Origin of the sequence: Paenibacillus sepulcri, assembly GCF_042647105.1 — a bacterium.
Classification (GTDB): Bacteria; Bacillota; Bacilli; order Paenibacillales; family Paenibacillaceae; genus Paenibacillus_Z; species Paenibacillus_Z sepulcri.
In genome coordinates this window covers 5,689,338-5,715,375 of sequence record NZ_JBHRUP010000001.1, presented here as the reverse complement: position 1 = coordinate 5,715,375, position 26,038 = coordinate 5,689,338, and the positions used below count along the sequence as shown (strand labels likewise).

The 26,038-nt window shown below is 53.2% G+C and carries 21 protein-coding genes; 7 read left to right on the top strand and 14 right to left on the bottom strand.

All coding sequences use genetic code 11. The features are described 5' to 3' along the window. Nucleotides 1-3: 3 nt before the first annotated feature. Nucleotides 4-474: a MarR family winged helix-turn-helix transcriptional regulator gene (locus tag ACFOLF_RS25020; RefSeq protein WP_210046802.1), complete on the top strand. Its 471-nt coding sequence runs from the start codon at nucleotides 4-6 to the stop codon at nucleotides 472-474. Between the two features lie 430 nt (nucleotides 475-904). On the opposite strand, the gene ACFOLF_RS25015 is transcribed toward ACFOLF_RS25020, so the two are convergent. Together ACFOLF_RS25015 and ACFOLF_RS25010 are read right to left on the bottom strand one after the other, a co-directional pair. Further along, entirely contained in the window at nucleotides 905-2,083 is a 1,179-nt protein-coding gene (locus ACFOLF_RS25015; protein ID WP_210046801.1) for a glycerate kinase, read from the bottom strand. Nucleotides 2,084-2,428: 345 nt separating this feature from the next. Further along, nucleotides 2,429-3,628 carry an MFS transporter gene (locus tag ACFOLF_RS25010; protein ID WP_210046832.1) on the bottom strand — a complete coding sequence of 400 codons (1,200 nt, stop codon included), beginning with the start codon at nucleotides 3,626-3,628 and terminating at the stop codon, nucleotides 2,429-2,431. 292 nt (nucleotides 3,629-3,920) lie between these two features. Between ACFOLF_RS25010 and ACFOLF_RS25005 the strand changes: the two genes are divergently transcribed. Further along, nucleotides 3,921-4,970 (top strand): efflux RND transporter periplasmic adaptor subunit, encoded by a 1,050-nt coding sequence (locus ACFOLF_RS25005; RefSeq protein ID WP_210046800.1) that lies wholly within the window; start codon nucleotides 3,921-3,923, stop codon nucleotides 4,968-4,970. Between the two features lie 32 nt (nucleotides 4,971-5,002). Here the strand turns inward: ACFOLF_RS25005 and ACFOLF_RS25000 are convergent, their stop codons facing one another. The 7 genes from ACFOLF_RS25000 to ACFOLF_RS24970 all read right to left on the bottom strand — a co-directional run bounded on the left by ACFOLF_RS25000 (nucleotide 5,003) and on the right by ACFOLF_RS24970 (nucleotide 14,050). Next, on the bottom strand, nucleotides 5,003-5,305 hold the full coding sequence (locus tag ACFOLF_RS25000; protein WP_210046799.1) for a Dabb family protein: 303 nt from the start codon (nucleotides 5,303-5,305) through the stop codon (nucleotides 5,003-5,005). A 165-nt stretch (nucleotides 5,306-5,470) separates the two neighbouring features. After that, nucleotides 5,471-8,584, bottom strand: coding sequence for a glycoside hydrolase family 2 TIM barrel-domain containing protein (locus ACFOLF_RS24995; protein WP_210046798.1), 3,114 nt, complete (start codon nucleotides 8,582-8,584; stop codon nucleotides 5,471-5,473). Between the two features lie 156 nt (nucleotides 8,585-8,740). Beyond that, entirely contained in the window at nucleotides 8,741-9,913 is a 1,173-nt protein-coding gene (locus ACFOLF_RS24990; RefSeq protein WP_210046797.1) for an ABC transporter permease, read from the bottom strand. Next, nucleotides 9,879-10,613: an ABC transporter ATP-binding protein gene (locus tag ACFOLF_RS24985; protein WP_210046796.1), complete on the bottom strand. Its 735-nt coding sequence runs from the start codon at nucleotides 10,611-10,613 to the stop codon at nucleotides 9,879-9,881. The genes ACFOLF_RS24990 and ACFOLF_RS24985 overlap by 35 nt, the downstream gene beginning before the upstream one ends. After that, nucleotides 10,613-12,250, bottom strand: coding sequence for an efflux RND transporter periplasmic adaptor subunit (locus ACFOLF_RS24980; protein ID WP_210046795.1), 1,638 nt, complete (start codon nucleotides 12,248-12,250; stop codon nucleotides 10,613-10,615). The genes ACFOLF_RS24985 and ACFOLF_RS24980 overlap by 1 nt, the downstream gene beginning before the upstream one ends. Beyond that, nucleotides 12,247-12,972 (bottom strand): hypothetical protein, encoded by a 726-nt coding sequence (locus ACFOLF_RS24975; protein WP_210046794.1) that lies wholly within the window; start codon nucleotides 12,970-12,972, stop codon nucleotides 12,247-12,249. Before ACFOLF_RS24975 ends, ACFOLF_RS24980 begins: the two co-directional genes overlap by 4 nt. 301 nt (nucleotides 12,973-13,273) lie before the next feature. Further along, complete coding sequence (locus tag ACFOLF_RS24970) at nucleotides 13,274-14,050, bottom strand: phytanoyl-CoA dioxygenase family protein (RefSeq protein WP_210046793.1); 777 nt, start codon at nucleotides 14,048-14,050, stop codon at nucleotides 13,274-13,276. 129 nt (nucleotides 14,051-14,179) lie between these two features. Between ACFOLF_RS24970 and ACFOLF_RS24965 the strand changes: the two genes are divergently transcribed. Then, the gene (locus ACFOLF_RS24965; RefSeq protein ID WP_210046792.1) at nucleotides 14,180-15,076 is read left to right on the top strand and encodes an AraC family transcriptional regulator; all 897 of its coding nucleotides are present in this window, start codon (nucleotides 14,180-14,182) and stop codon (nucleotides 15,074-15,076) included. A 475-nt stretch (nucleotides 15,077-15,551) separates the two neighbouring features. Here the strand turns inward: ACFOLF_RS24965 and ACFOLF_RS24960 are convergent, their stop codons facing one another. Next, nucleotides 15,552-16,901, bottom strand: a complete 1,350-nt coding sequence (locus ACFOLF_RS24960; protein WP_210046791.1) for a sulfatase-like hydrolase/transferase — start codon at nucleotides 16,899-16,901, stop codon at nucleotides 15,552-15,554. A gap of 156 nt (nucleotides 16,902-17,057) precedes the next feature. Here ACFOLF_RS24960 and ACFOLF_RS24955 point away from each other — a divergent pair, with 156 nt between their 5' ends. From ACFOLF_RS24955 to ACFOLF_RS24945, 3 genes are all read left to right on the top strand, one after another. Continuing rightward, on the top strand, nucleotides 17,058-17,927 hold the full coding sequence (locus ACFOLF_RS24955; protein WP_210046790.1) for a helix-turn-helix domain-containing protein: 870 nt from the start codon (nucleotides 17,058-17,060) through the stop codon (nucleotides 17,925-17,927). A gap of 175 nt (nucleotides 17,928-18,102) precedes the next feature. Continuing rightward, on the top strand, nucleotides 18,103-18,348 hold the full coding sequence (locus ACFOLF_RS24950) for an SDR family oxidoreductase (protein WP_210046789.1): 246 nt from the start codon (nucleotides 18,103-18,105) through the stop codon (nucleotides 18,346-18,348). A gap of 285 nt (nucleotides 18,349-18,633) precedes the next feature. Continuing rightward, nucleotides 18,634-19,754 (top strand): IS3 family transposase gene (locus ACFOLF_RS24945; protein ID WP_210047218.1). Its coding sequence is split into 2 segments (ribosomal slippage): nucleotides 18,634-18,883 and nucleotides 18,883-19,754, totalling 1,122 coding nucleotides; the frame shifts between segments, so codons are not numbered across the junction. A gap of 69 nt (nucleotides 19,755-19,823) precedes the next feature. Here ACFOLF_RS24945 and ACFOLF_RS24940 read toward each other — a convergent pair. The 4 genes from ACFOLF_RS24940 to ACFOLF_RS24925 all read right to left on the bottom strand — a co-directional run bounded on the left by ACFOLF_RS24940 (nucleotide 19,824) and on the right by ACFOLF_RS24925 (nucleotide 24,704). Further along, nucleotides 19,824-21,128 carry an ABC transporter substrate-binding protein gene (locus tag ACFOLF_RS24940; protein ID WP_379112730.1) on the bottom strand — a complete coding sequence of 435 codons (1,305 nt, stop codon included), beginning with the start codon at nucleotides 21,126-21,128 and terminating at the stop codon, nucleotides 19,824-19,826. A 1-nt stretch (nucleotide 21,129) separates the two neighbouring features. After that, nucleotides 21,130-23,022, bottom strand: a complete 1,893-nt coding sequence (locus tag ACFOLF_RS24935) for a sensor histidine kinase (RefSeq protein WP_210047132.1) — start codon at nucleotides 23,020-23,022, stop codon at nucleotides 21,130-21,132. A 104-nt stretch (nucleotides 23,023-23,126) separates the two neighbouring features. Continuing rightward, entirely contained in the window at nucleotides 23,127-23,873 is a 747-nt protein-coding gene (gene map / locus ACFOLF_RS24930; RefSeq protein WP_210047131.1) for a type I methionyl aminopeptidase, read from the bottom strand. A gap of 225 nt (nucleotides 23,874-24,098) precedes the next feature. Then, complete coding sequence (locus ACFOLF_RS24925; RefSeq protein ID WP_210047130.1) at nucleotides 24,099-24,704, bottom strand: sigma-70 family RNA polymerase sigma factor; 606 nt, start codon at nucleotides 24,702-24,704, stop codon at nucleotides 24,099-24,101. 350 nt (nucleotides 24,705-25,054) lie between these two features. Here ACFOLF_RS24925 and ACFOLF_RS24920 point away from each other — a divergent pair, with 350 nt between their 5' ends. After that, nucleotides 25,055-26,026, top strand: a complete 972-nt coding sequence (locus ACFOLF_RS24920) for an aldo/keto reductase (RefSeq protein WP_210047129.1) — start codon at nucleotides 25,055-25,057, stop codon at nucleotides 26,024-26,026. The last annotated feature ends 12 nt before the right edge of the window (nucleotides 26,027-26,038 follow it).

Sequence of the window (26,038 nt, the reverse complement as noted above, 5' to 3'; positions counted from 1 at the left end):
TCTATGTCCAATCTTTATTATGAAGCGGAACGGTTTCGTTATTTGATTCTTGCCGCACAGCGTCAAGGCGTCCGCATGCTGAATGATCAGCTCAAAGCGCATGATCTGACGGCTTCACAGGCGGAGGTCATACGTGTTCTCGAAGATCGTCAGCCCATCTCGCTCAAGGAGCTGGGAAGCTTGTTAGTTTGTGAAACGGGCAGCCCCTCGAGACTAATCGACCGGATGGTCACAGACGGACTGATCGATAAAATGAGCGATCCCAATGATTCGAGATACGTATTATTGAGACTGACAGCCAAAGGCACGACCCTTGCCGGGTCTGTCCGGCATATTGAAATCGGAATGTATGAGCAGTTCCGGCAGCTTTATACGGAAGAGGAGTTGATCGCGACCGGGGATGCCATGGAGAAGCTCATACGCCATATGCCGATTGAGCAGGCACTGGTCAAGCGCGGCCTTATTTCGGATTAACTATCCGCGAAGCCGCGCCTTGCTTTGGGAATGTTTTGTTGGAATTACGACAGCTAATACAGCTTCCAGTAAGGAAAAACCTTACTGCAGCTTCTCGCCGCACCACTTGCACGCATGCAGCAAGGATAAAACGTCTTACAGCCTCTCGTGTTGGTGTTTCAACGGTTAAAACAGCTTCTTATAAGGAAAAACCTTACTGCGGCGTCTCGCCGCACCATTTGTGCACATGCAGCGAGGAAATGGCGTCTTACAGCTCACTTATAATTGCCTCGACATAATCGGTCTACAAATAAAAAGCAACCTTGCAGCAGGCTGTTAGGGATTACAGATAAAAACCAGAAAGCCCCTTCGGATTGCGGAAGGGGCTTTCTGGTTATAGTAATCGTCCGCAGGATGCCTGTTAACCATGGCATCCCGCGTCTAAGCCGCGCTAGCCGCGCGATCGGGCGCCGGCCAGAAAGATCCGCGCCGCATTCTCGGCGGCCCGCGCCAGCAGCGGCCGGGCGCCGGTTATTGCATCGTCCAGGCCCATCGGGCCATCGACGATGCTCATCAGGGCTGTGACGCCTTGCGCATACAAGGCGTCAACCCCGGGGCCAAGCCCGCCGGAGATGCAGACGGCGGGCACGCCATGCTTGCGGGCAAGGCCCGCAACGCCGGCGGGCGCTTTGCCGCCGGCGGTTTGCCCGTCGGTCCGGCCCTCGCCTGTCAGGACGAGGGCCGCTCCCGCAATCACATCCTCCAGCCGGGTAATCCCGGCAATGAGGGTGAAACCCGGGCGCAGCGCAGCGCGCAGCAAGGCCGCGCTGCCCGCGCCCATCCCGCCTGCCGCGCCGGCTCCCGGCAGGCTGTCCACCTGCACGCCGAGCGAGCTGTGCAGCACGGCGGCATAACGCCGCAGGCCGCGGTCGAGACGAAGAACCGCGGCCTCGTCGGCACCTTTCTGCGGCGCGAATATAAAGGCCGCGCCCTGCTTACCATAAAGAGGATTGGTAACGTCGCAGCATACCGTTACCTCCGTTTCCGCCAGCCGGGGATCCGCTGCAGATGCGTCAATGGCGGCCAGCCGCTCCAGCTCTCCCCCGCCGAAGCCGAGCTCGCGGCCTTCGTCATCCAGAAAGCGGAATCCAAGCGCTTGTCCCATTCCCATGCCGCCATCGGTCGTGGCGCTGCCGCCAAGCGTGATCATCATCTTCCGGCTGCCCTGATCAAGAGCGTGGCGGACCAGCTCACCTGTTCCGTAGGTCGTAGCCCCAAGCGAGTCCCGCTCATCAGAGGTGATGAGCGGCAGTCCCGACGCAGCTGCCATCTCGATGACGGCTATGCCGTTTGCCAGCAGCGCATACGCGGCATCCACAGGTTTGCCCAGCGGACCGGTAACGGTTACGTTATACCGTTCTCCTTCTATGGAAGCCAGCAGAGCATCAATGGTTCCTTCCCCTCCATCAGCTACAGGAATAGAGACTATCTCGGCATGAGGAGCGGCGCGTTTAACCCCCTCGCCCATTGCTTCGGCAACCTCGGCGCTGCTCAGACTTCCCTTGAATGAATCAGGAGCAATGACAACCTTGAATGGACGACTCCCGTCCAGTTGTTCCGAATCGCTCATCGTACTTCCCCCTTATTGATCTGCTTGGTTATTTGCTTTTTCTCCCAACCCGATCCATCTACCAATCCTCAACAATGGCCGGTGCGTCTGTTTCACTCATCACTCCCGCCGGTGCGCCGTCTGGCAGCACCGGTCTCAGCTCTGCTCACAGCGACAATCATCCCGGACGCCTGTTTCGTCCATCACTCCCGCCGGTGCACCGTCTGGCAGCACCGGTCTCAGCTCTGCACAGCACCAGTCATTACGGACGCCTATTTCGTCCATCACTCCCGCCGGTGCGCCGTCTGACAGCACCGGTCTCTTCTCTGCACAGCACCAGTCACTACGGACGCCCTATTTCGTCCATCACTCCCGCCGGTCCGGCGGCAGCAGAATGGACAGAAGGCCGATCAAGGGCAGGATGCTGGAGTATGTCATAACATCCGCCAGTCCCCATACTTCAGCCAGTTTGCCGAGCACCACCGCTCCAAGAGCGCCCATGCCAAAAGCAAAGCCGGTAATCAGGCCCGACGCCATGCCGACCTTCCCCGGCAGCAGCTCCTGCGCATAGACGACGCTTACCGAGAAGCCGGACATAATAATAAAACCCAATATAAATATAATGGGATACACCCAGCCTAGCGGCATATGCGGGAGCAATAGAGCAAACGGGGCAGAGCCGCCTATGGAAAATAAAATCATTTTCTTGCGGCCGATTTTGTCCGCCATTACGCCACCAAAGAAGGTTCCGATAACACCTGCAGCCATGAACAGAAAAATCGGCACCTGCGCGGCTTTAACGGAAAGCCCGTAACTTGTTTCTACATAAAACTGATAAAATGTCGAAATGCCGCTGACATACCAGGACCTTGCAAACACCAGCAGAACCAGAATCGAAAGCGCCATAACAATGACTGACCGCTCCCGTTTGGCATCCTCGTTCATGACCTTGCTTACCGCCCGTTTGACCGGTTTGCCGTACAGCGCAAGCTGCTGTTTGTACCATGGCACAACACGCAGCAGAACGAGAATTGCCGCTGCCGCAAGCAGCGTTCCCCATACAGCGCCCTTCTGGCCAAGCGGCACGAATATGAAGATCGTCATCAGCGGAGCCAGCGAGCTGCCTGTGTTCCCCCCAACCTGATAGATCGATTGCGCCAGAGCGCGGCGGCCGCCGGCAGCGAAGAACACTACCCTCGAACCCTCGGGATGAAAAACGGCGGAGCCTATCCCGACAAAAACAACGGCAAGCAGCACGAGCCAGAAGCTCGGCGCATATGCCAGACCAGCCATCCCCAGCAGACTCATGCCCATCCCAACCGGGAGCATCCAGGGAGAAGGACGCTTATCCGAGAAGAAGCCGACGAGCGGCTGCATCACCGATGAGGTCATGTTAAGCGTGAAAGCAATCCAGCCGATTTGGCCATATGACAGCAGAAGCGATTTTTGCAAAATCGGAAACAGGGCGGACACGACGGCTTGCATCGTATCATTAAGCATGTGAACAGAGCTGATGGCAAATAAAATGGCGTACAGGGTTCCCGTTTGAACCGTGGTCGAGCGCATTTGCGTTGCTGTGGACAATTCATTACCGCCTTTCACAGTTGCACAGAAATTCCCATTTCTGCTGGCAACTTAAGAAGAAACAGCTGCCGCCGTTCCCGGATCTTTTTATTGTTATTTTTCCAAACGATTATCTTCTTCTGCACCTGCTGCTGCCCATTCCTGGAACAGTCTTGACATATTTCCCGGGTAATCGCAGGAACAATCCCGCTAATTTCTGGAAATGAAAACGTTGACACTAATCCACATGGTCGTTACACTTTGATTAGGATGAGCCCATATCAAAGGGGGAAATATGATGCCGAGCATTCAATCTCATAAATATAAGATTTTTGGCAGGCTTCGCCTCGCTGCAGCTGCATGTCTCATCGCCGCATTGCTCTCCGGCTGCTCTCTGCTGCCTGAGGAAGAAGAGGCGCTGCAGCCTCCGATTCAGCAGAAAAGACAGACCGATCAGGAAACTGCCCTTGTGAAAAAAGGGAGTATCGAGCGGTATCTGGATTCTACCGCAACGGCGTTGTCCAGCAGCAATACTTCCGTTTCCTTCCCCGAATCCGGCGGACGGATCAAACAGATGTTTGTTCAGTCAGGCGACCTCATCTCGGCCGGCTCACCGATCGCGGAGCTGGACACTGGAGATTTGCAGACGCGCATCAAGCTGCAGAAGCTGAGCGTGGAGCAGAAGCAGATCGTATTCTCCACAACGGTAAAGTCTGAAGCTGACAAGAAGGATTCCCGCCTCACCCAGATTGATCTTGACCGGGAGAAGCTGATTCTGGAATCGCTTGAGAGCGAATATCAAAAATCTTTGCTGCTTGCTCCCGTAAGCGGTAAAATCACGTATCTGTCGGTTCCCGATCCAGGCGAGGGAGTGACGGCCTTCCAGACCGTCGCCACCATTTCCAATCCGGATTCCATCGATCTGATTTACGAAGCCACCGACATCAAAAGCATTACCGGAATCAAAAAGGATACGCCGGTTGCGATTACCTACAGCGGGAAGACCTATCAGGGAAAAGTCGCACAAATCCCATCCACTGCACCCAAGTCCAGTGACCCCAATATTCAGAAACGCAATGCCAAGGCTCTGATCATCGCCTTCAACGCGCCCAAGCCCGTAATAAAAATTGGCGAATATGTCGGTATCAAGCTGTTTATTGAGAAGAAGGATAATGTCCTTATCATTCCGCGTTCAGGTCTGCGGACCTTCCTGGGCCGTTCGACTGTGCAGGTGATCGATGGCGAGCGCGTCAAGGAGCTGGACGTCCAGACCGGACTTATGACCTCTGCCGAGGTGGAAATCGTCAAAGGTCTTGAAGAAGGACAGAAAGTCATTATCAATTAATTAACCGGACGCCTGCCGGGTTCATTATGGCGCTATCGTATCGGATAATCGATTACAACCACATTGTCCAATATACCGTCAAGCAGCTTTACAAACTGTTGATGAAGCGGGTGGGGACCATACTGCTGCAGCGCCTCGCGGCTGTCAAAGGTCACGCGGAGACCCAGCGTATATCCGTGAATATTCCCCGTCTCCTCCGTCACATTCAAGCCGGCCGTCAGTTCAATAAGTCCCGGTATTTGCCCTTTGAAGGCGTATAGGGTGTCCAGCAGCAGCTTCTCCTGTTCTCCGGAGATGGAGTCCTTGAATTTAAATGAAACCAGATGCTCATACATGCTTGGTAAACCTCCATTATATGTATTGGATGAAGACTTCTGTCCCTATTATATATCAATCTTCCTGAAAATGAGCAGCCCCCGCACATGAAACTTTGTCCGGGGGCTGTTCATTTATATGATTAATCTTATCCACCGGCTGCTGGACAGGCCCGATCCGTGTGTTTAAATTCCTTTTAAGGTAAAGGAGAAAGCATAGGCTTTATTGGCATGCAGCACATATTCGGGATGTGCCTGAGCGCCCCAGCTGTCATCTCCGCCGACACCCATCTGCTTGTGATTGATGCGTACAACCGTCTTGTTGCTGCGCGGCAGCTTATAGACATGATCGTGATTCTCCAGCTCCGATGGCGTATACGGCAGCACGTTCAGCTCGATTGCCGGCGATCCAATGACTGCAAGCCCCGATCCTTGACCATTCGTGACGGAAGCATGCCTCACGCCCATTTTATTCCCGCATTCCTGCGGACGGAGATAAGGTACGAATTGATCAGCCACTTTGCCCCTGTATAGGCCAAGCTTCGCTCCCGATTGGCGGTCCCAATACGATTCATGCGGTCCCTTGCCGTACCATTCGAGATTATCGTATGAGCCATCCATGACGAGCATAACGCCAATCTCCGGAATTTCCGGAAGATTTTCTCCTGGAGTGAGCTGTTCATACACTTCAATCTCACCTGCTGCCTTCACGGTATAGACCAGCTCGCATTCCGATGCTGTTGTGGTCGGCAGGAAGTAGCTTCCGCGCACGATAACCCGGTCCTGCAGCACCTCCCAGGTCAGCTCGCGCAAAATCCGCTCTTCTCCCGCAGAACGCCAGGTAGCGCTGCGTTCATGCTGCTTGTTGCCGCGGTCATTGTCTGTGTAAGCACGCCAGAAATTCGGTATCAAGGCGCTGCTCAGCAGCTCATTGCCCTTCACAATGAAGGAAGAGAGACTTCCTGTCGCTTTATCGAAGCTGGCAGAGAAGCCTTGACCGGCAACGGTCAGGGAAGCTGCACTTTCCTCAGTCGAGAGCTCAGCCGATAAGCCCGGATTCTTGGCGCCAGTCACAGAAGCTATGCGCGGTGCAGGAAGGACGAACTGCTGGAAGGCAACTTCATGTCCGGCCTCAGCCCATTCCGCAGCCTGCCTCGTCAGGAAGCTTACGGTCAATACCGCTTCGCCATTCTTGAAGGCAATCCCCTCCAGAGGGATTGTTATTTCCTGAGTCTCGCCCGGCGCTATCGCAGCATGTCCGGTACCTTGGTTCTCAGTATGTCCGTCCACCGTCACAACCCACTGCAGCGTGTAGTCGCCCAGATTGGTGAAGAGAAATTTATTCTCGACCTTGAGAACGCCTTTTTCCATATCAACCGCGGTTATGCGGATGTTCTCATAGCACTTCTTGACCTCATAAAGCTTGGGAGAGACCGTACGGTCCGCGAAAATAATTCCGTTGCCGCAGAAGTTGCCGTCATGCGGATTCTCGCCGAAGTCCCCGCCGTACGCCATAAATTCGACGCCATCCGCATTCCTGGTCCATATTGCCTGATCGACCCAATCCCAGATAAATCCGCCCTGCAGCACAGGATAGCGGTCGAACAGCTCCGTATAGTGATGCAGGCCTCCGCATGAATTGCCCATCGCATGGCTGTACTCGCAGAGAATAAAAGGCTTCTTGGGTTTGTTCAGCGCATATTCCTCGATTTTGGCTGGTCTTGTGTACATCTGGCTCTCCATGTCGGAGGCCGCCTCCGACGCGCGCCACTGAAAGACGCCTTCATAATGAACCAGTCGTGTAGGATCCGCCTCACGCAGGAAATCATGCATTTTCACAAAATTATCGCCGCCATGCGATTCATTTCCCAGGGACCAGATGATGATCGAAGGGTGATTCTTGTCGCGCTGCAGCATGGAATTGGCACGGTCAAGCACATTGGCTGTCCATTCCGGACGGCTCGCAGGAACGGTTGAAGCGCTGAATTCATCCTGCAGGTAGGTCCAGCTGCCATGCGTCTCCAGATTGGTTTCGTCTATGACGTACAAGCCGTATTCATCGCACAGATCATACCACTTTGGATGATTCGGATAATGAGAAGTCCGGACGGCATTAATATTATAAGCCTTCATCAGCTTCACATCCGTGACCATTTCTTCATAGCTGATCGCTCTGCCCGTAAGACAGGAGAATTCATGGCGGTTGACGCCCTTGAATACGATCCTTTTGCCGTTAATGAGCATCAAACCATCCTTCAGCTCGAACATGCGGAAGCCGATACGGAAGCTTACAGCCTCCAGCAGATGGCCCGCCTCGTTCTTCAAGCTGAGCACAAGCGAATACAGATTAGGATGCTCGGCGCTCCATTTGAGCGGATCGATAATATCCTGAGCCGCCTCAATATCGATGGACGGCGCTGCGTTAAGCGCGGCGGATAGGGTCAGCGGCTGGGCCAGAACCGTTTGTCCCTTGGAATCATACAGCTGCGCTTCGACAGTCAGCACACCCAGATTCTCCTCAAAGGCATTCCCTATGGTCGCCCTGATGTTAAGCTTGGCGTCCTTGTAATTCCCGTCCAGCTCTGTCGTAACATAGCAATCATACAGATGCGCTTTAGGCGTGGTGTACAAATACACATCGCGGAAGATGCCGCTCATCCGCCAGAAATCCTGATCCTCCAGCCAGCTTGCATCGCACCAGCGATACACTTCAACCGCCAGCTTGTTCTCTCCTTCAATCAGATAAGGCGTCAGATCAAATTCGGCCGGAGTAAACGTATCCTCGCTGTAACCGACAAGATCGCCGTTCACCCATACATAAAAAGCCGATTCCACCCCTTGAAAGCTGATGTAAACGGGCTGGCCCTGCCAGTCGCCCGGAACCGTAAAGGTTCGCACATACGAGCCTACCGGATTATATTTTGTCGGGGCAAAAGGAGGTATCAGCTCCTCTGTTTCCTCCCATGGATAGCGGATATTCGTATACTGCGGATAATCATAGCCCTGCAGCTGCCAATGGGCGGGAACCGTAATTTCATCCCATGCGCTGCTGTCGAAGCCTTGTTCGTAGAAATTTGCGATCCGTTTATCAGGCGTTGGCGCCCAGGCAAACTTCCATTGTCCGCTTAGAAGCTTCACATTTGGCGATGACAGGCTGTCGCCTTTAAGCGCATCTTCTACCGTTTCGAAAGGAATAAGCGCCGTGTGCGCCTTCATCCGGTTTAATTGAAAGATTTCGGGATTGTTGTTCCACTCCGGGTAACCGTTGGCAGGAGGGCTGTATACGTATTTCTTTTTCACCTTTACACCTCTTCTGTGCAGATTAAACGCTTAACCTCACTTTAGCGAATCTTGACGGTACAAGTAAATGCAATAATCAGGCAGGGAATATCGAAAAAAGGAATAGAAAAAAGAGAGCATACCGGATATGGGTATGCTCCCCTGGAAGAATCCGCCTTATTCAAAACGCAGCGCCTCGATCGGACGCAGACCGGAAGCCTTATTCGCCGGAAACAGCCCGAACAGGACTCCGATGAAGACCGAGAAGCCGAACGCCAGTCCGATCACAGGCATGGAGATCACCACCGTCATGCTCATCGTCCTGGACAAAATCTGGGCAACGCCGACACCGATTCCCACCCCGAGCAGTCCGCCCAAGCCGCTGAGCGCGATGGCTTCGATCAGAAACTGGATCAGAATATCCTTCTTCTTGGCGCCGATCGCTTTGCGGATGCCGATTTCCCGGGTCCTCTCCGTCACCGACACGAGCATAATATTCATGATTCCGATCCCGCCGACCAAGAGTGAGATGGCCGCCACCCCGCCCAGCGCGAGCGAGAGCGTACCCGAGATGCTGCTGAACGAGTCCAGCAGATCCTGCTGATTGAAGACACGGAAGCTGTTCGTATCGCCGCGGAATTTCTTCGTCAGCGCCGCCTCAAGCTCAGCCGTAACGGCATCCATCTGGGCCGAGGCTGCGACCTGGACGTTAATGGTTTTCACGCCCTTGGATTTGAACAGGCGCTCGGAGGTTGTAATCGGAATGATGATCACCTCGTCATTGGAGCCGGTGAGCGAGCTTCCCTTGGCAGCCAGCACGCCGACGACTTTATAGCGCACGCCATTGAGGAGAAAGGACTGCCCGACCGCATTGTCCGAACCAAACAGGTCCGTTGCCGTCGTTGCCCCGAGAATCGCGATCTTCTGGTAGTAATCGAGATCGATTTGGGATACGAACCTCCCCGCCGCCAGTCCGTAATCCTTCAAATCCAGATAATCCGCCGTCGTCCCCACCACGCTGACAGAGACGGACTCCGACCCGTTCTTGCCGTTCCCCGTGGACTGATTAAGGGGTGCGGCAAATTCGATGTTATCCTGATCGGTTATTTCTTCCGCTTCTTTATAATCTATTGTGGTTTGTGAGCCGCGGCCCGTTATATTAACAGTCAGAAGGTTGGTTCCCAGGCTCTCCACCTGGTCGGTAACCGATTTGGTCGTACCCTGGCCGACTCCGACAAGCGCAATAACGGCTGCAACCCCGATAATAATGCCGAGCATGGTAAGCAGCGATCGCATTTTGTTGGATAGTATACTTTTAATTGCCATTTTGAAGGCTTGGCTGACGTTCACTTCTCGAATCACCGCCTTCCTCGCTGATTTGGCCGTCCTGTATGCGGACCACCCGTCTTGCCTGTTCGGAGATTTTCAGGTCATGCGTGATCAGGACAATCGTATGACCTTCCTTATTAAGCTCCTTCATCAGCGACATGACCTCAACGCCCGTGCGCGTATCCAACGCGCCGGTCGGCTCGTCGGCAAGCAGGATAGGAGGGTTGCCTGCAAGCGCCCTCGCGATCGCCACCCTTTGCTGCTGACCGCCCGACAACTCGCTTGGCCGGTGCCCGACGCGCCCCTCGAGACCCACCTTGCGCAGCGCTTCGATCGCCTGCTCCTTGCGCTGCTTGCCGGGAACTCCCCTATAGATCAGCGGAAGCTCGACATTCTCGAGCGCGGACAGCTTGTTAAGCAGGTTGAAGCCCTGAAAAATAAAACCGATTTTCTTATTGCGGATTTCCGCAAGCCGGCTTTCGCGAAGCCGGCTCACTTCCTCCCCGTCCAGCCAATAGGCTCCGGAGGTGGGGGCATCCAGACAGCCGATCACATTCATCAGCGTCGATTTGCCGGAGCCGGACGGACCGATAATGGCAATAAAATCACCATAATCGACGCGAAGCGAAATATCGCTGAGTGCATGAACGGTTTCTCCGCCCATTTTATACTGTTTGGATAAGGTCTCGATGCGAATGAGCGGTTCACGTTTCGCTTCCATTATCCAGCCCCTCCGCCGCGGGCGGCCGAAGCGCCGGCACTACGCTGTCCTCCGCCCTGGAATCCACCGCCTCCGCCTGCTCCGAATCGGGTGGCGCCTCCTCCCCCGCCGAGTCCGCCTAAACCGCCCAAGGCGCCTATTGCCGCCTGCTGCTGGTTAGCTCCAGTCGATGGGGTAATGACTGTCGGTAACACGACCCGCTCCCCTTCCGTCAATCCGGAAAGAACTTCAATATAATCTTCATTATGAATCCCCACCTCGATCATCTGCGGGGTTCCTCCCAATCGGCTGGCTGCGCCGTTCTGACCGTTTCTTCCGGCAGCAGCCTGCCCTCTGCCGGCTTGACCGCCTCCCGCGCCCCGGAACTGACCGCCATATCCTCCGGCTTGGCCTCCACTCGCTCCTTCGCCAGCTTGACCGCCTGCCGCCCCACTCTCTCCGGCGCCAGCCTGGCCTCCTGCCGCTCCACTCGCTCCAGCACCGCCTTGGCCTCCACTCGCTCCTTCGCCAGCTTGACCGCCTGCCGCTCCACTTGCTCCAGCACCGTCTTGGCCTCCTGTCGCTCCACTCTCTCCGGTACCAGCCTGGCCTCCTGCCGCTCCACTCGTTCCGGTACCAGCCTGGCCGCCAGCCGTTCCACCTGTTCCGGATCCAGCTTTGCCGCCTGAATATCTTCCGCCTTCAGCAGCTCCTCCTCTGCCGCCTGCTGCTCCTTGAGCACCCGCAGCTTGCGCCGAGGCAGGAAGAATAACCATATACCTTCCGCCAAGCGATTGGACGGCATCGATAGGCAGCATCAACGTATTTTCCTTCTTCTCTACCTGGATGCTCGCTTCCGCGGACATGCCGGATTTCAGACCTGCAGCCGTATCCAGCGCCACTGTTACGTCGAACGAGGCCACGCCATTGTTTGCCGTTCCCTCATTAGCTATTTCTGAAACCTTGCCTGTGAACGTTTGGTCAGCCAGCGCTTCTACCGTCACTTTCGCGCTTTGACCGACCTTCACCTTGGAAATATCAAGCTCATCGATGCCTACAATAATTTCATAATGATCATAATCTGCAATCTCCATCAGTTCTGTAGAGCCGTTAAGCGTATCCCCGTCAGCCACGGACAATGTCGTGACCGTCCCGCTCACCGGCGCAACAATCGTCTCTTCCGCCACTGCATCCTTCAGATCGGCTATCGTCTCTCTGGATTGATCGATATCCAGCTGCTGCTGCTTCATGCTTAGCTTCAGGCTGCTGATGTTTTTATCATCCGTCTCCATCTTGTACTGGTCCTGCGTACTTTCCAGCTGAAGCAGCTTCTTCTCCAGATTGACCTCCTCGGTCTTGATTTTATCCGTGTTGTCTTCGCCTTCCAGCGTTGCCAGCACGTCGCCTTTCTTCACCTTGTCGCCCTGTTTCACCTTCACTTCGCCAATGATGCCCTGCTTGCCGGACTTCACGGTCTCCTTCTCGGCAGGAGCAATGCTTCCTGTCCCGCTGACATTCACTTCGATTGTGCCTTTAACAACCTGTGCAGTCGCAACTGGAGCAGCTACGACCACTTCTTTCTTGTCCCACTTGAAATAAGCGACACCCGCCGCTGCAACTAACAGCACTCCGATACCTAATATCCACCACTTTCTCATTGATCGCTACCCGCCTTTCCCCTATTCCCCTGACCAAACTGCTGCTTTCGGATTGTCAGGGCCGTCTTGCCGTCGTCTGCGAGCCAAATCATGACGATATCGCCTTCCTTCAAATCGGAAGCCTGCAGCTGACTTTCACTTGGGCCGCCCTCTCCCCTTGTCATTTCATTTATTGTTGTGTCGGCATTTAACGGTATCGTTGTTTGGTCTGCGGCAAATTCCATCTGAAAGCCGCCGGCGGGCCTGACTCCCTTGCCGCCGCCAAGCCTGTCCCCTTGGGCTCCTGTGGTGTCACCTCGCTGAGCACCGCCAGATGCAGCTTGACCATTTTCAGGCGTTGCTCCCTCAGAAGGAGTTTGCTCGCTTCCGGACGTTCCACCACCGGGAGCAGATTGACCATCACCTGCGGGAGCTCGTCCACCCGCTCCCTGTCTGCCGCGCACGCCGCCGCCCGGCATTTGCGAAGGCTGTGCAGTCGATTTCAAGACAACAATGGAATCGGCACTGGCCGCAGCCACCTTCGCAATCATATCCGGCATGTTCGCCGCATCCTCTCCTTGCTGGCCGTTCGGAGCGGATGCCGTACCGGTTGACTGCACACCTGCCGCATTGCCGGTCAACGCATTTTCTCCGGCAGCCGTATTGTTTGCCGCGCCGCAGCCTGTCACCAGCAAAGTTAGCAGCAGCGTTCCAACAGCAAGCTTTATTTTCCAATTTTCCATAAGGCGTTGCTCCCATCTCTCCATGAACATTCTCTCAATCTTCCACGGGTAGAATAGCATTCCTAGATGAATTTAAAATGAAGCAGGAACATTTTGCTATCCGGCAAATTTCGGCTGGTCCAGACACAGGCAAAACCGCTCCCACGTCCTCTTGCGGCCAAGTTCATTTCTTCCCTCCAGACCTTGCAGACATTTGTAAGAGTGACACCTACAAATGTTTATATGGTCAAAAAAAAGAAGAGAGCAGACATCGCCCTCTTCTTTGAACAAACCATATTGTGCTTATTTCTGAACCAACCGCTTATTCTTCGACCTTGAATTTCGGGCTCACCCGGTCGAAGTTCGGGTTTTCTCCGCAGACCATCAAGCCTTGGCCCCAATTGATGTGCGTATTCTCTACCGGGAAATCCGTCGCGCTGCGGTATTGGAACAGCACGTTCCGGCGTGTCCGTTCGCTAAGATTCGCTGGAGATCCATGAATGGTCAGATAATTGAAGAACAATACATCCCCTGCCTCCGCCGGGCATGGCGTTCCCATGGAAATCGGATATTCCTTGGCATTCAGGTAATGCTTGCCCACATGCGGCAGAGTGCCTTCTTTATGCGAGCCCGGTATAACATGCAGACAGCCGTTCTCAACATTGGCATCGTCCAGATGGACGCTCGCCGCCAGCATCGTATGCTGCTCATGCGGAAAATATGGATGATCCTGATGCATCGGGAATGCGGCGCCGTTCTCGGGCGGCTTGACCAGCATTTTGGAATGATGAAGCTGGACATTGGGGCCGATAATCTGGGACAGAACCGATGTCATGTTGGGATGTACAATAGCGCGCATGAACGAAGCATCGTGATACTGCACGTCATGGAAGCCCTTAAGCACAAGCTTCTTCAGCTCGTCCGGGGGCAAATAGTCCCCCTGCCAGGCATGGTTCACGTCTTTGCGGGCATGAGCCGCGCGATCGATGATTTTACCGACGGCCGCACGCATCTCTTCTACCTCGGTTTTATTGAATACGCCTTTGACCAGCAAGTAGCCCTGTTCGTTGTAAAAATCGACATCCTGTGCTTTAATCATGTTAGATCCTCCTGTTTGCTATGAACTCGTTTTCTTACCCTCATTATGCCTTACAAGCGGGTTAGCATCTTTAGCCGATGGGGTCATATTTTTGTCTTTTTACGCCAACTTGGATTAGGAGGAAGCTCCTTGTATCATTGGATTGAAAGCGAAACCAGACTGAACCGGCAGGCAGTCCGCATTAAGTCGCCCGACGCCTCCTTTACCGTCCACTACTGGGGGCTTGAGCCCCGGCATTTCAGCAACTCTCTTCACAAGCATTCCTATTTTGAAATCTGCTATGTCCTGGGCGGCGAAGGCGCTTATTTGGATGATGGCACTCTTTATCCGCTGAGCAAGGGAAGCTTGTTCTGTTCCCGGCCGGAAATTAATCACCAAATTATGTCTTCTGCAGGCATGCAGCTGATCTTTATTGCCTTCGAGCTGAATGAAAGTGAATGCTCGGAGGAAGTTCGTGCGGCGTTTCAGACGCTTGCCGAAACCACCGACGTCTGCAAACATAACGGGGACAATCTGCCCTCCGCGCTGCTTTGGCGGTCACTTCTGACAAGAGAGGACCAACAGCCCGCCATTCCGGAATCCTCCCTGCCGGATCTGGCCCGCGCGCTGCTGTTTTCCTTTGTTCCGCTGTTCGTGTTAAAAGCTTCTGGAGAGCGGACCCCGCTCCATCGAAGCTCCGCGCTGCTTCTGAAGCAGGCCAAGCTGTACATCCGCGACAACCTGTCCGATGATGACCTTTCCCTGGGGAAGGTCGCTGCGCATCTGAATGTGTCACCGCGCCATTTGTCCCGTATATTTTCTTCCAATATTCGTGAATCCTATTCACAATACGTCCGTCTGCAGCGCGTCCGGCAATCGGCTGATTTATTGCTTCATTCCGATCTGTCCATCAAAGTGATAGCAGAAATGACCGGCTTCGGTTCTGTCCATTACTATACACGAACCTTCCGTGCGCTAATGAACACAACACCGGCCAAATATCGCGAGGATTCCTACGCAGGACAGCAAAATCCCCTTCATTCATAACCGGATGCAGCGTGCGATCGTTCATAAAAAAGCCAATTACAAAAAAGACCTGATCAAAAAGCTGTTGTTGATTACGCTATATAAACCTTGTAACTGGAGGTCGTTGTTTCATCTGAGTTTATTAACGAAGAGAATTAATTAAAGTTTGTAACCAATATCCTTTAATAGAAAAATATAGCTTGTAACTATATTATAGTGGTGACAAGATAATCAAACCCCCTGTGACTCTTGTTGATTCCGGCGATCGCCGAATATTATGATAATCTGAATATCGTGCGGCTCGGCGAGGCGTTCATTCCGGGAGACCGCTAGCCGAATGAAAAGCTTGCATTTTTGCAAGCCCAGCCTGGTGAAAGGGCGGCTAGCCACGTCGTTCACCAGGCCAAAAAGGCAGAATGGACGGCGAGAATCTTTAATTTTCTGAGATAGAGGCGGAATATAAGGTTCTACCGATCGACGAACTAGCCGATTCCCTCTAGTCGCGGGAACGGCCTTGCGAATCCGCCCGCAAGGAGGCGAGCCAATCCTGCGCCGCCCGTGTCAATCGTTCCGTCAGCTCTGGGAGCCTGCCGGCCTCATTGACCCGCTCCCCCGGATCCTTCGACAGGTCCGACAGATGCACACGATCCGGCGGAGGAAGGCTGCCGTCCAGCTTTCCGTCCAGTACGAGCTTCCAGCCTCCTTCCCTCACGGCCAGTTGCCCCTGATATTCCCAGAATAACTGCCGGTGCGGTGACGGCTCGCCTTCCAGCAGCATCGACTTCAGGCTGCGGCCGTCGATGCGGACATCCTTCAGCGGTCCGGCCGCGGCGTCGACTCCGGACAGGTCGAGGAACGTCGGCAAAATGTCGATCATCGCCGTCATCTCGTCGCTCACCCGTCCGCCCGTCAGTCCTGCCGGCCAACTGAGTATGGCGGGTTCGCGAATGCCGCCGTCGAACAGGCTGAACTTGTGACCGCGGAAGATGCCCGCGCTGCCGCCGTAGTATGCGTCCTCCGTGCCGTCCAGCCAATTCCGGCTCTCGGGAGACGGTCCGTTATCGCTGGAGAAGAAGATGATCGTGTTTTCGTAGCTGCCCGTTCGTTTCAATTCCTTTACTATAGCTCCCACTCCGTCGTCCACGGCGGCGATCATCGCGTTCATGACCTGACGGTCCCATGGGAGGTATGCGAACCGATCCATATATTCCTTCGGCGCATGCATCGGATAATGAGGGGCATTGTAGGCGGCATACAGGAAAAAAGACTCCTCCCGTTCCGCTTGACGCCGGATGAATTCGATGGAGCGCTCCGTGATGAGCTCGGTCATGTAGCGACCGTTCTCCCAGACCTCCGTCTCGTCCTCCCACAGGTCGTGAAGCGGATTCAATCCCGCTCCTTGACCCCAGTAGAAAATATGCGAGTAAAAATCGATGCAGCCGGCCTTGAAGCCGAAAAATTCGTCGAACCCGTGCGCGTTGGGTCCGGTCTCCTCGGATACGCCCAAGTGCCACTTCCCGTGCACGGCGGTGCGGTAGCCTTCGGTCTGAAGCGCCTTCGCCAGCGTCACCTCTGTCGCCGGCAGCCCGTGCAGCCCTCGTTTTGCCCCCAGAATCTCATCCACCCCGGCCCGCGCCGGATGACGGCCCGTCAACAAGGCGGCACGGGACGGCGAGCAGACCGGTGAATTGGAATACCAATTCGTAAATCGGATTCCTTCAGATGCCAAACGATCCAGATGGGGCGTCTTGGCTGTCTCCGAACCATAGCAGCCCAGATCCCCGTAGCCCAAATCGTCGCAGTAAATGATCAGGATGTTCGGCTTTTGCCGATTGTTCTCTTGCATCTTCCATTCCCCTCTCGGTTTCGATTCACCCGTTCTTAGGTTACCTTGCGCAGGAGCGATCGGGAATGCCCTCATCTTGCAATTTTTATACAATTTGTTGCGCGAATGACGTATAATCGGAGGATATTACGAAGTGAAAGGGGCGAATCCGCGGCCATGAACCGACATCAGTACAGAGAGGAATATTATAACTATCCTGCACCGTTCGAGAAGAAGATGGGCTTGTGGATGCTCAAAGCCGGTTATCAATGCGATTTTTCCCAGCAGGTCGGACCCCGTTCCGTCGAATTCTACAGTATTCATTTCGTTGCGTGCGGCAAAGTGAGATTCGGTTGGGACGGCAACTCCGCCATCCTATCGGAAGGCGATCTCTTCTGCCTCTTTCCCGGATCCGTCTATACGTATGTCGAAGAGGGTGATAGCCCGCCCGTCAAGCTCATGTGGATGGCCTTCAAGGGCGATCAGATGCCAGACGTCTTGGCGCGCGTCAGCCTCGCCCCCTATCGCCCCTATCGCTGCGGAGCGTTCAGCCGTTCTTCACTCGATATTGTACAGGAGGCGCTGGACAAGCTGAGGCCGTCTCGAATCGACCGCAGCTTCCCGCTGATGTCTCTCGCCTATCGGCTGCTGCAGAGCATTGATCCTCAGGATCAGGATACGCTCGCTCCATCCCCTTATTGGCTGGACTCTGTACAGGAGTACATTCGTCTTCACTGCACGGAGAATCTGACAGTAGACGATTTATCCGCTTGGGCGGGCGTTCACCGCAGCCACTTCACGCGCATGTTCACCCGCCGATACGGCGTGTCCCCCTCCGAATACAAACGTCGATGGGTCATGGAAAAAGCGGCTCGCCTTTTGTCCGAAGACGGAATCAACATCACACAAGCCGCTTTGACGCTGGGTTATTCAGATCTGTTTACGTTCTCGCGCTCGTTTACCCGACATTACGGAATCACGCCGAGCGCCTTCCGGCAGCGCAGCCGTTCGCAGCGCGGCGGTCATGATAATTCGCTAAAGCTGTAATGCCTTCGGCTGCAACGCAGCGAGTCGCCGTGTCTTGGAGACGTCAGAATCTCCAACCGGCGCGTGAAGCTGTTCGTACAGCCCTTCCAGCTTCTGGAATTCCTCCAATTACCAACACCTCAGATTCAAAACCAGCAATTCTCCTAACTGGAATATTTAATATTGCGACCGCTTGATGACCAATAAGTTCGTAGGTTTTCTATCATGGACTGCAGAATTCGGCCCTCATGGGGTTCGAGTCAATACAATCAGTCCGGGACCAGCGCGTACCGAGGGTGCATCTCGAATGGGTGATTTTCTTGACCAATTGGCAGCTCAGGCCCCCGCTGGACGTGTCGCTTCACCTGAAGAGATCACGGCTGCAATTATTTTTCTTGCAACGGGTAGTTCCAGCGACCTCCTAAGCCGCCACATGTTTTGAGTATCTAGCCGTCCCCCTGACTATATCCATAGCTGACAAAAAGGAGTCTACTTTGGCAGACTCCTCCGATTATTGCTATCTTGACTATTTAATACTGACCTTAAAAAGGCTTAATGCTTACTGACTCTAATAAATCGGTGATGTACTTATCCACCCTGTCAGAGTCACACTCTTTGATGCCATGATGAGGGACTATATTAAGCTTGGATCGTCTACACTTAGTTGGACAGAAAAAATAAGGGCTTGTAGAATGAACCTATCATTATGAAGGAGCGGATCTCTACAATGCCAAAACAAGAACGACGTACCTTTACTCCAGCATTCAAAAAACAACTGGTGGAGCTCTATAAAAATGGGAAGTCCAGAGCGGCGATTGTGGAGGAATATGACCTCACAGCCTCTGCTTTAGACCGCTGGATCAAACAAGATGAGACAAGCGGTTCCTTCAAGGAGAAGGACAATCGCTCGTCAGACGAGAACGAATTGATCGCTTTACGAAAAGAGAACCAGCGTCTGAAAATGGAAGTGGATATTTTAAAGCAAGCAGCGCTGATCATGGGACGAAAGTAGCTATCATCCGGAATAACCGTGATAAATACTCGGTATCAGCAATGTGCGACGTCCTGCAAATTGCAAGAAGTACGTATTACTACGACGCGAAAGAACAATTGAACGAAGACGATATAACCGAAGCGATTGTAGAGATATTCCACAATAACCGAAAAGCTTACGGTACACGAAAGATTAAGGTTAAGCTCCAGGAACGCGGAATCGTCGTTTCCAGACGTAGAATTGGAAGGATTATGAAAGAGCAAGGGCTAGTCTCGACCTACACAGTGGCTCAATATAAGCCCCATAAAACCACTCCTAATGAAGCAACAACAGAGAATGTTTTGGGCCGCGAATTCGAGCAGGAGGAAGCAAAGCGCTTCGTTGTCAGTGATCTGACTTATGTGAAGGTTCAGAACAGGTGGCATTACATCTGTGTGCTGCTCGACTTGTTCAATCGAGAGATCATTGGCCACAGTGCAGGTCCGAATAAAGACGCTGCTCTGATTTCCCGCGCCTTTGCGAGCGTCCAGGGTGATTTGCGTTATATTCAATGGTTTCATACGGACCGTGGCAGCGAGTTTAAAAATCAAAAGATAGACGAGCTTCTAGGTACCTTTGAAATCGGCCGATCTCTAAGTGCGAAAGGCTGTCCATACGACAATGCTGTAGCCGAAGCCACCTACAAAATCATGAAAACAGAGTTCGTAAACCAGATGAACTTCCAGAGCCTTCGTCACTTGGAACTGGAATTAAACGATTATGTTAATTGGTTCAACAAGCATCGCATTCATGGAACATTAGGCTATATGACGCCTATTCAGTATCGCCAAGAAGCCCTTAAAAAGGTTGTCTGATTTACTGTTGACAATCCACATCCGGGTGTCCAGAGGGTCGGAAACCTCTGGGGTCCCCCTCCGGGGGATTTAGGGGGCAATAAGTTTTCTCGCTTCGGCCCATTTCTCGTTGTAGCTCCGAAAAGCCTGCTTCAAATCGGCTGCCGCGATAAACTCCTGAATGTAATCGCCTGACCAGAAAGCGATCTGCGCTTTATCGCCAAGCTTCAGGAAATTGTCGCTCGGCGACTGCCGCTCGAGATAGATAGGATTGAAGGTCTGAAACTGCTTGAGCTGAGGAAGCTCCGAGGTCTTGGTCTGCTCGACCGGCAGAAATCCGGAATCATTCACGTAGCCGGATTCCTTGACGAAGAATTCAATCCATTCCTTGGCCAGCTCCTTGTTCTCGCTGAACTTGCTGACGCCGACAAACCAGTCCGGACTGAGCGCCACATATCGTTTATCCGCTTTATTGTCGTAAGGAAACGGAAAGAAACCGATCTCGGATGAATCCGCACCTGCATCGATGACCTGCTTGATGACCCAGTTCCCCAGAAAATACATCGCTACCTGACCGCCCGCAATTTGGCTTTTGGACATTTCCCAGTTGTTCGAGATCAGGTCCTTCTCGGTATAGCCATGTCCAATCAGCGTCTTGACGATCCCGATCGCTTTGCCCCAGGGATTATCAAGCTGCCACGGAGCATCGGTATAAACCATATTATTCAAATAGCCCGCATCGCCGGCCATACTGCCAACCAGATTCTCCCCCCACTCCAGCATTGGCCACTGGGCGCCGTAATTCAAATAAATCGGAAGGATTCCCGCCTGCTTCAGCTGCTGACAAGCCATATAGAACTCGTCCAGCGTCGTGGGAATATCCGTTATGCCCGCCTTCTCAAATGCCTTCTTGTTATAGACGATGCCTTCTGTGGAAATCCCTGTCGTCAAACCGTAACGAACGCCATTATAGGCCTTGTAATCGGCGAACCGCATTCCCTCGAACATCTCCGCATCAAGCGGCTCAAAGTAATTGGCGAGCTCTTCATTGGTTATATTATTGGGCAGCAGCAGCACATCTCCCATCGTCCGGGTGGACAGGCGAACGAGAACATCGCTTGTATAATTGGCAGGAGCATCAAATTCCACAACCGCTTCCGGATGGGACTTCTGAAACTGATCGGCGTATTTCTGAAAGACGCCATTCTCCACCAGATCGACCCGATTCGTCAGAACGACAAGCGTCTGCTTGCCCTCAGCCTGCGGTTGATCCGGATTTGAGGGAGAGGGTTCAGATACCGCGCCTTCCTCCGGCTTGCACCCCGCAGCCAGACCGGTACACAGAATCAGAATCGTCATGGCCGTGATTACGAGTTTCCATCTGAGCCTGCTCATCCTATCCCCCTCCCCCTTCACCGGCAAACGGCAGCAGCAGCTCCACCACTGTGCCTCTTCCGGATTCACTGAACACTTTCACGCCAAACCTGCTTCCATAGTGAAGCCTGATTCTTTCATTCACATTCGCAAGCCCTATCCCGCTTCCGCTTGAGCCCGCCGGATTCCCGCCAGCCCGCGCGAGCGCCACGGCTTGTCCCGACAAATTACGGTTCAACCGCTCCAGCGTCTCCCCGGTCATCCCCAGCCCGTCATCGCTTATCCGCAGAATAACATGCTCCTTGGCTATCTCCGCTGCTACATTAATATGCATGAGCGGCTTATCGTCGTCCATGCCGTGATAGATCGCATTCTCCACTATCGGCTGGAGCACAAGCTTGATGATGGAATAGCCGGTCAGCTGCTGCGGAGCGTCAATCCTCAGCTCAAAACGGCCGGGATAGCGGTAATTCAGCAGCTCCACATAGTGGCGTACATGATCCAGCTCGCTTGCCAGCGTCACTTCCTCATGCAAATCGCTGATGCTGTAGCGCAGCAGCCTGCCGAGGATTGCCAGCATATTGGCCGCATCGCGGTCGTCATTGAGCTCGGCCGCCATGCGGATCGATTCCAGCGTATTATACATGAAATGCGGATTAATCTGGCTTTGCAGCGCATGCAGCTCCGCTTCCTTCTTCTTCGTCTCCATCACATAAATATCTGCAATCAGCTGATCGATCTGCAGAATCATCTGGTTGAACTGACTGCCAAGCTGCCCGATTTCATCGCGGCGCCTGACCTGGAACTGGACATTGAAGTCCCCGCCCTGCACACGCCGCATCAGGCGAATCATCGTGCGCAGCGGCCTGGTCAATGCGAAGGAGAAGAAGATCGAGATAAGCAGCGCGATGCCGATGGTCAGAAAAGTCGCAATCCACGTCACGTTGCGGATCACCACCGAATCCCGGGTCAGCTCCTTGGCGGGAATGGAAATAATCATTTTCCAGGCATTATGGGAAGAGGTGGCATAGATGTACAGATGGCGTTCTCCGCCCTCGTTCAGATAAAAGCTTCCATTCTGCCCGGTCGCCTGCTTCAGCATCGGCTGATCCGCAATATTGGCGGTCAGCAGCTTCCTCCCGGAATCGTAAACGACATTGCCATCCGCATCGACAATAAGCGATTTACCGTGAGTCACCCGATCCAGCTTGACCACCTGATCCTCAATAACGCTGATATTGGCGTCAACGGCAATCATCCCGACATCCTTCAAGGACTTATCAATGATTTTCCGGACGACGGTAAACGCATATTTCACGCTTTTGAGATTGCTGGTGTATTTTTGCGTGCTGAACAGGACAGCCTCGCCTGCCGTATCCCGCATCCTTTGCTCCCACAGCTCATAGCTTTCCTTTATATTGGTGCGGATGCCGGATTTGGCCGAATAGTAACCGTTTCCATATTGATCGAAAATATAGACCGAATTCGCGCCCCGCTTGATGTTATTGATATATGAAATATTGCCCTCAATTCCCCGCTGGATCGACAGGAGCAGATCAAAATCGGTCGGGACCGAATTGCCTTCGCCGCCCCCGGAGGATTGTGCGCGCTGCTCATAATAACGGTTGGAGCGGATCAAGTTCTGCCTGATATCATCCTGATAAGCCGGAATGGAAGAGATCCGGACCATATCTTCAATATAATCGTCAACCCGGTCCATCATGTTGCTGAGCATGTTCGTGGAGTATACGATCGTATTATGCTCGATGGAATGGGAATAGTTCCGGTAGGAAACAAAGCCAATAAACGTAAGCGGCAGTATGACGAGCAGCAGAAACACCAGCAGCAGCTTGCGCTCCATCCGCATATCGCTTACTTTCGACCAAGCCTGACGCAATCGGTTGCCGGAATTCATGCTGGATATCTCCTTAGCTGTGATCATTAGCGCATTCTTAAGTAGCTTCAACAAAACAGCCCGAACCCCTCGCTTGCAGGTGCCGGACTGCTTTGTTTAAGCTTTTACTGCTGAGTCAGAATAATCGGACCGTCCTCTGTTATCGCGATCGTGTGCTCGTATTGGGCAGACAGGCTGCCGTCAAATGTCCTTGCCGTCCATCCGTCTTCATCGATCTTGCAGTTCGGCCCGCCCACATTCAGCATCGGCTCAATGGTGAATACCATGCCTTCCTTGATGCGCGTGCCGCGGCCTGCAGGCCCGTAATGGGGAACCTGAGGCTCCTCATGCATAATTTGCCCGATTCCGTGGCCGATAAACTGCCGTACGACCGAGAAATTTTGCGCTTCCGCGAATACCTGGATCGCATGGGACACATCTCCGATCCGATTGCCCGGAACCGCCATTTCGATCCCCTTGTAGAGCGATTGCTCCGTTACATCCAGCAGACGGGCGGCTTCTTCCGAAATACTGCCGACCGCATAGGACCAGGCCGAATCCGCAAGCCATCCCTCCAGATTGACAACCATATCGATGGTCACAATATCTCCGTCCTTCAGACGGTATTGGCCCGGGAAGCCATGACAAATCACGTCATTGACGGAAGCGCAGGTGGCGAATGGATAACCTTTATACCCTTTTTGCTCCGGCGTTGCCCCATGATCTCTCATAAACTTCTCGGCAAATCCGTCAATTTCGATCGTTGTGATGCCAGGGCTGATCAGCTTTCTGATTTCTCTATGACAGGCGGCCAGCACCTCTCCGGCCTGTTTCATTTTATGAATTTGATCTTTTGTTTTTATAGTGAGCATGTCAATCTCCTTTATGATCATGATTATGTTCATTGTAAAGCTCTCTGCCCGCTTTTTCAAACGATGGCATTAATATTGTATGAAGGAAGAGCCGGCATCGTCCTTTACCTTTGCTGCAAAATTAGTTCTGCTGCCGCCATTACAAAAAAACCACTCCCGCCCCTGAGCGATATCCGCTTATGGGAGTGAGAGTGGATGCAGGATTCATGCCGTTGTCCGTACAGCTTAAGGACTTAAAATCAGCATGAGCAGAGAATATATCAAGAGCGCCTTGCCCCATCTTTTTTTCATAAAATCCTTGCCGCGGTGAATCCGTGACTTCACGGTATTAACCGGTATATTATTGGCCTGACTGATCGCCTCCAGCGACATTTCCAATACATAGCGCTGATAAACGACGCTTTTGTACTTGACCGGAAGCTTGTCGATGAGCTCCGCCATCTTGTCGGACAGCTCGCGTTCGATAACCTCGCCTTCAGGTGTCGGTTCTGTATTTGCAATGACATCATGAAGCGAGAGAGGCTGATCGGAATGGGCCATAACCGGTTGATCCAGAGGAAGTGACGGTGCCTTGCGACGACGAAGCAAATCCAGGCAAATGTTCTTGCCGATGTGAAAGATCCAGGTGGAAAATCGTTTGTTCTCATCAAAGCGGTTCAAATTGAGGTATACCTTGAGAAAGGTTTCCTGAACCACATCCTCGCACTCTGTCTTGCTGCGGAGGATCCGATGCGCCATGTTGTAAATCTTGTCTGTGTACAATTCCACAAGCTTGTTGAAGGCAAGCTGATCGCCCTGTCTGGAAGCCATTACCAGCTGAGACTCATTCATCGCAATTCTCCTTTGCCATCCGTCGTGAACACCTTTACCTACCATTATAACAGGAAAAAAAAGAAACGCATCTGTAAATGGCACCGTTTAATAAATTCCGGTCATATTCTTTTTGGTTTATGGCAAAATGTTGACGTTCCCCCTCCTCCTTCCCAGAATCATCCATGCCCTGAAGCATGAATTCGGCATCCATGCGTCATGGAGTTTCCTGTTTGCGGCACTATACTTTGCATCACTAGATATACCGTTTAGCATTACATAACGCACAATTCACTACTTTCTTTATCGATAGCTTGACCTATATAATAGGTATTGTACCGTGTGACAATCATGATGATGGAGGTAAATGAATGAAACCCATTCCCTTAAAGCAGCGCGGAATAGAGGCAAGCCAGCTCGTCCTCGGATGTATGAGGCTTGGAGGCGGCTGGAACGATAATCCGATCACAAGCGAGCATTACAATCAGGGCATGGAAGCTGTCAATGCCGCTCTGGAAATCGGCATCAACATGTTTGACCATGCCGATGTCTATGCCTTCGGCAAGGCGGAGCGGGTATTTGCCCATGTATTGAAGGAAATGCCGGGCCTCCGCAAGGAAATTATTATCCAATCCAAATGCGGCATCCGCTTTCCTGACGGGGTTGGTCCACAGCGCTTTGACTTCACCGAGGCTCATATTCTCAAAAGCGTAGACGGGATTCTTCAACGGCTTGGAACCGAATACCTCGATATCTTGCTGCTTCATCGTCCGGACCCGCTCATTGATCCGGAAGAGGTGGCAAGCGCATTCCGCAAGCTCACCGCCTCCGGCAAGGTCCGCCATTTCGGCGTTTCCAACATGAGTCAGGGACAAATCAAAATGCTCCAGGCGTATTGCGATGAACCTTTCGTCGCCAACCAGCTGGAGATGAGCCTTCTGCGGACAGGCTTCGTAGAAACCGGCATCCACATTAACCAGGATGCGGCGAAGGACAGCATTTTCCCGGAAGGAACGATGGAATTTTGCCGTATGGAGAACATCCAGCTGCAATCCTGGGGACCGCTGGCGCAGGGGCTATACTCCGGCGCATCGCTCGACGGCAAGCCGGATTCGGTAGTCCAAACCGCCAAGCTTGTCAGCCGGCTGGCAGAAGAGAAGAACACGACGCCGGAAGCGATTGTTCTGGCGTGGCTGATGACGCACCCTGCTGCCATTCAGCCTGTAATCGGCACCGTGAATCCGAAGCGCATCCTGGCTTGCAGGGATGCCGCCACACTTCGCCTGACCCGCGAGGAATGGTATACGCTTTATGAAAGCACGCGCGGCAAGAAAATGCCTTAAATATCGGAAGCG

Bases quoted from the DNA above. Each gene is read 5' to 3' on its own strand.
- ACFOLF_RS25000 (WP_210046799.1), bottom strand. From the start codon at position 5,305: ATGTATGAGCATCTGGTTTCATTTAAATTCAAGGACTCCATCTCCGGA.
- ACFOLF_RS24970 (WP_210046793.1), bottom strand. From the start codon at position 14,050: ATGATTAAAGCACAGGATGTCGATTTTTACAACGAACAGGGCTACTTG.
- ACFOLF_RS24985 (WP_210046796.1), bottom strand. From the start codon at position 10,613: ATGGAAGCGAAACGTGAACCGCTCATTCGCATCGAGACCTTATCCAAA.
- ACFOLF_RS24975 (WP_210046794.1), bottom strand. From the start codon at position 12,972: ATGGAAAATTGGAAAATAAAGCTTGCTGTTGGAACGCTGCTGCTAACT.
- ACFOLF_RS25005 (WP_210046800.1), top strand. From the start codon at position 3,921: ATGATGCCGAGCATTCAATCTCATAAATATAAGATTTTTGGCAGGCTT.
- ACFOLF_RS24920 (WP_210047129.1), top strand. From the start codon at position 25,055: ATGAAACCCATTCCCTTAAAGCAGCGCGGAATAGAGGCAAGCCAGCTC.
- ACFOLF_RS24960 (WP_210046791.1), bottom strand. From the start codon at position 16,901: ATGCAAGAGAACAATCGGCAAAAGCCGAACATCCTGATCATTTACTGC.
- ACFOLF_RS25010 (WP_210046832.1), bottom strand. From the start codon at position 3,628: ATGCGCTCGACCACGGTTCAAACGGGAACCCTGTACGCCATTTTATTT.
- ACFOLF_RS24955 (WP_210046790.1), top strand. From the start codon at position 17,058: ATGAACCGACATCAGTACAGAGAGGAATATTATAACTATCCTGCACCG.
- ACFOLF_RS24940 (WP_379112730.1), bottom strand. From the start codon at position 21,128: ATGAGCAGGCTCAGATGGAAACTCGTAATCACGGCCATGACGATTCTG.
- ACFOLF_RS24935 (WP_210047132.1), bottom strand. From the start codon at position 23,022: ATGAATTCCGGCAACCGATTGCGTCAGGCTTGGTCGAAAGTAAGCGAT.
- ACFOLF_RS25015 (WP_210046801.1), bottom strand. From the start codon at position 2,083: ATGAGCGATTCGGAACAACTGGACGGGAGTCGTCCATTCAAGGTTGTC.
- ACFOLF_RS24950 (WP_210046789.1), top strand. From the start codon at position 18,103: ATGACCAATAAGTTCGTAGGTTTTCTATCATGGACTGCAGAATTCGGC.
- ACFOLF_RS24925 (WP_210047130.1), bottom strand. From the start codon at position 24,704: ATGAATGAGTCTCAGCTGGTAATGGCTTCCAGACAGGGCGATCAGCTT.
- map (WP_210047131.1), bottom strand. From the start codon at position 23,873: ATGCTCACTATAAAAACAAAAGATCAAATTCATAAAATGAAACAGGCC.
- ACFOLF_RS25020 (WP_210046802.1), top strand. From the start codon at position 4: ATGTCCAATCTTTATTATGAAGCGGAACGGTTTCGTTATTTGATTCTT.
- ACFOLF_RS24980 (WP_210046795.1), bottom strand. From the start codon at position 12,250: ATGAGAAAGTGGTGGATATTAGGTATCGGAGTGCTGTTAGTTGCAGCG.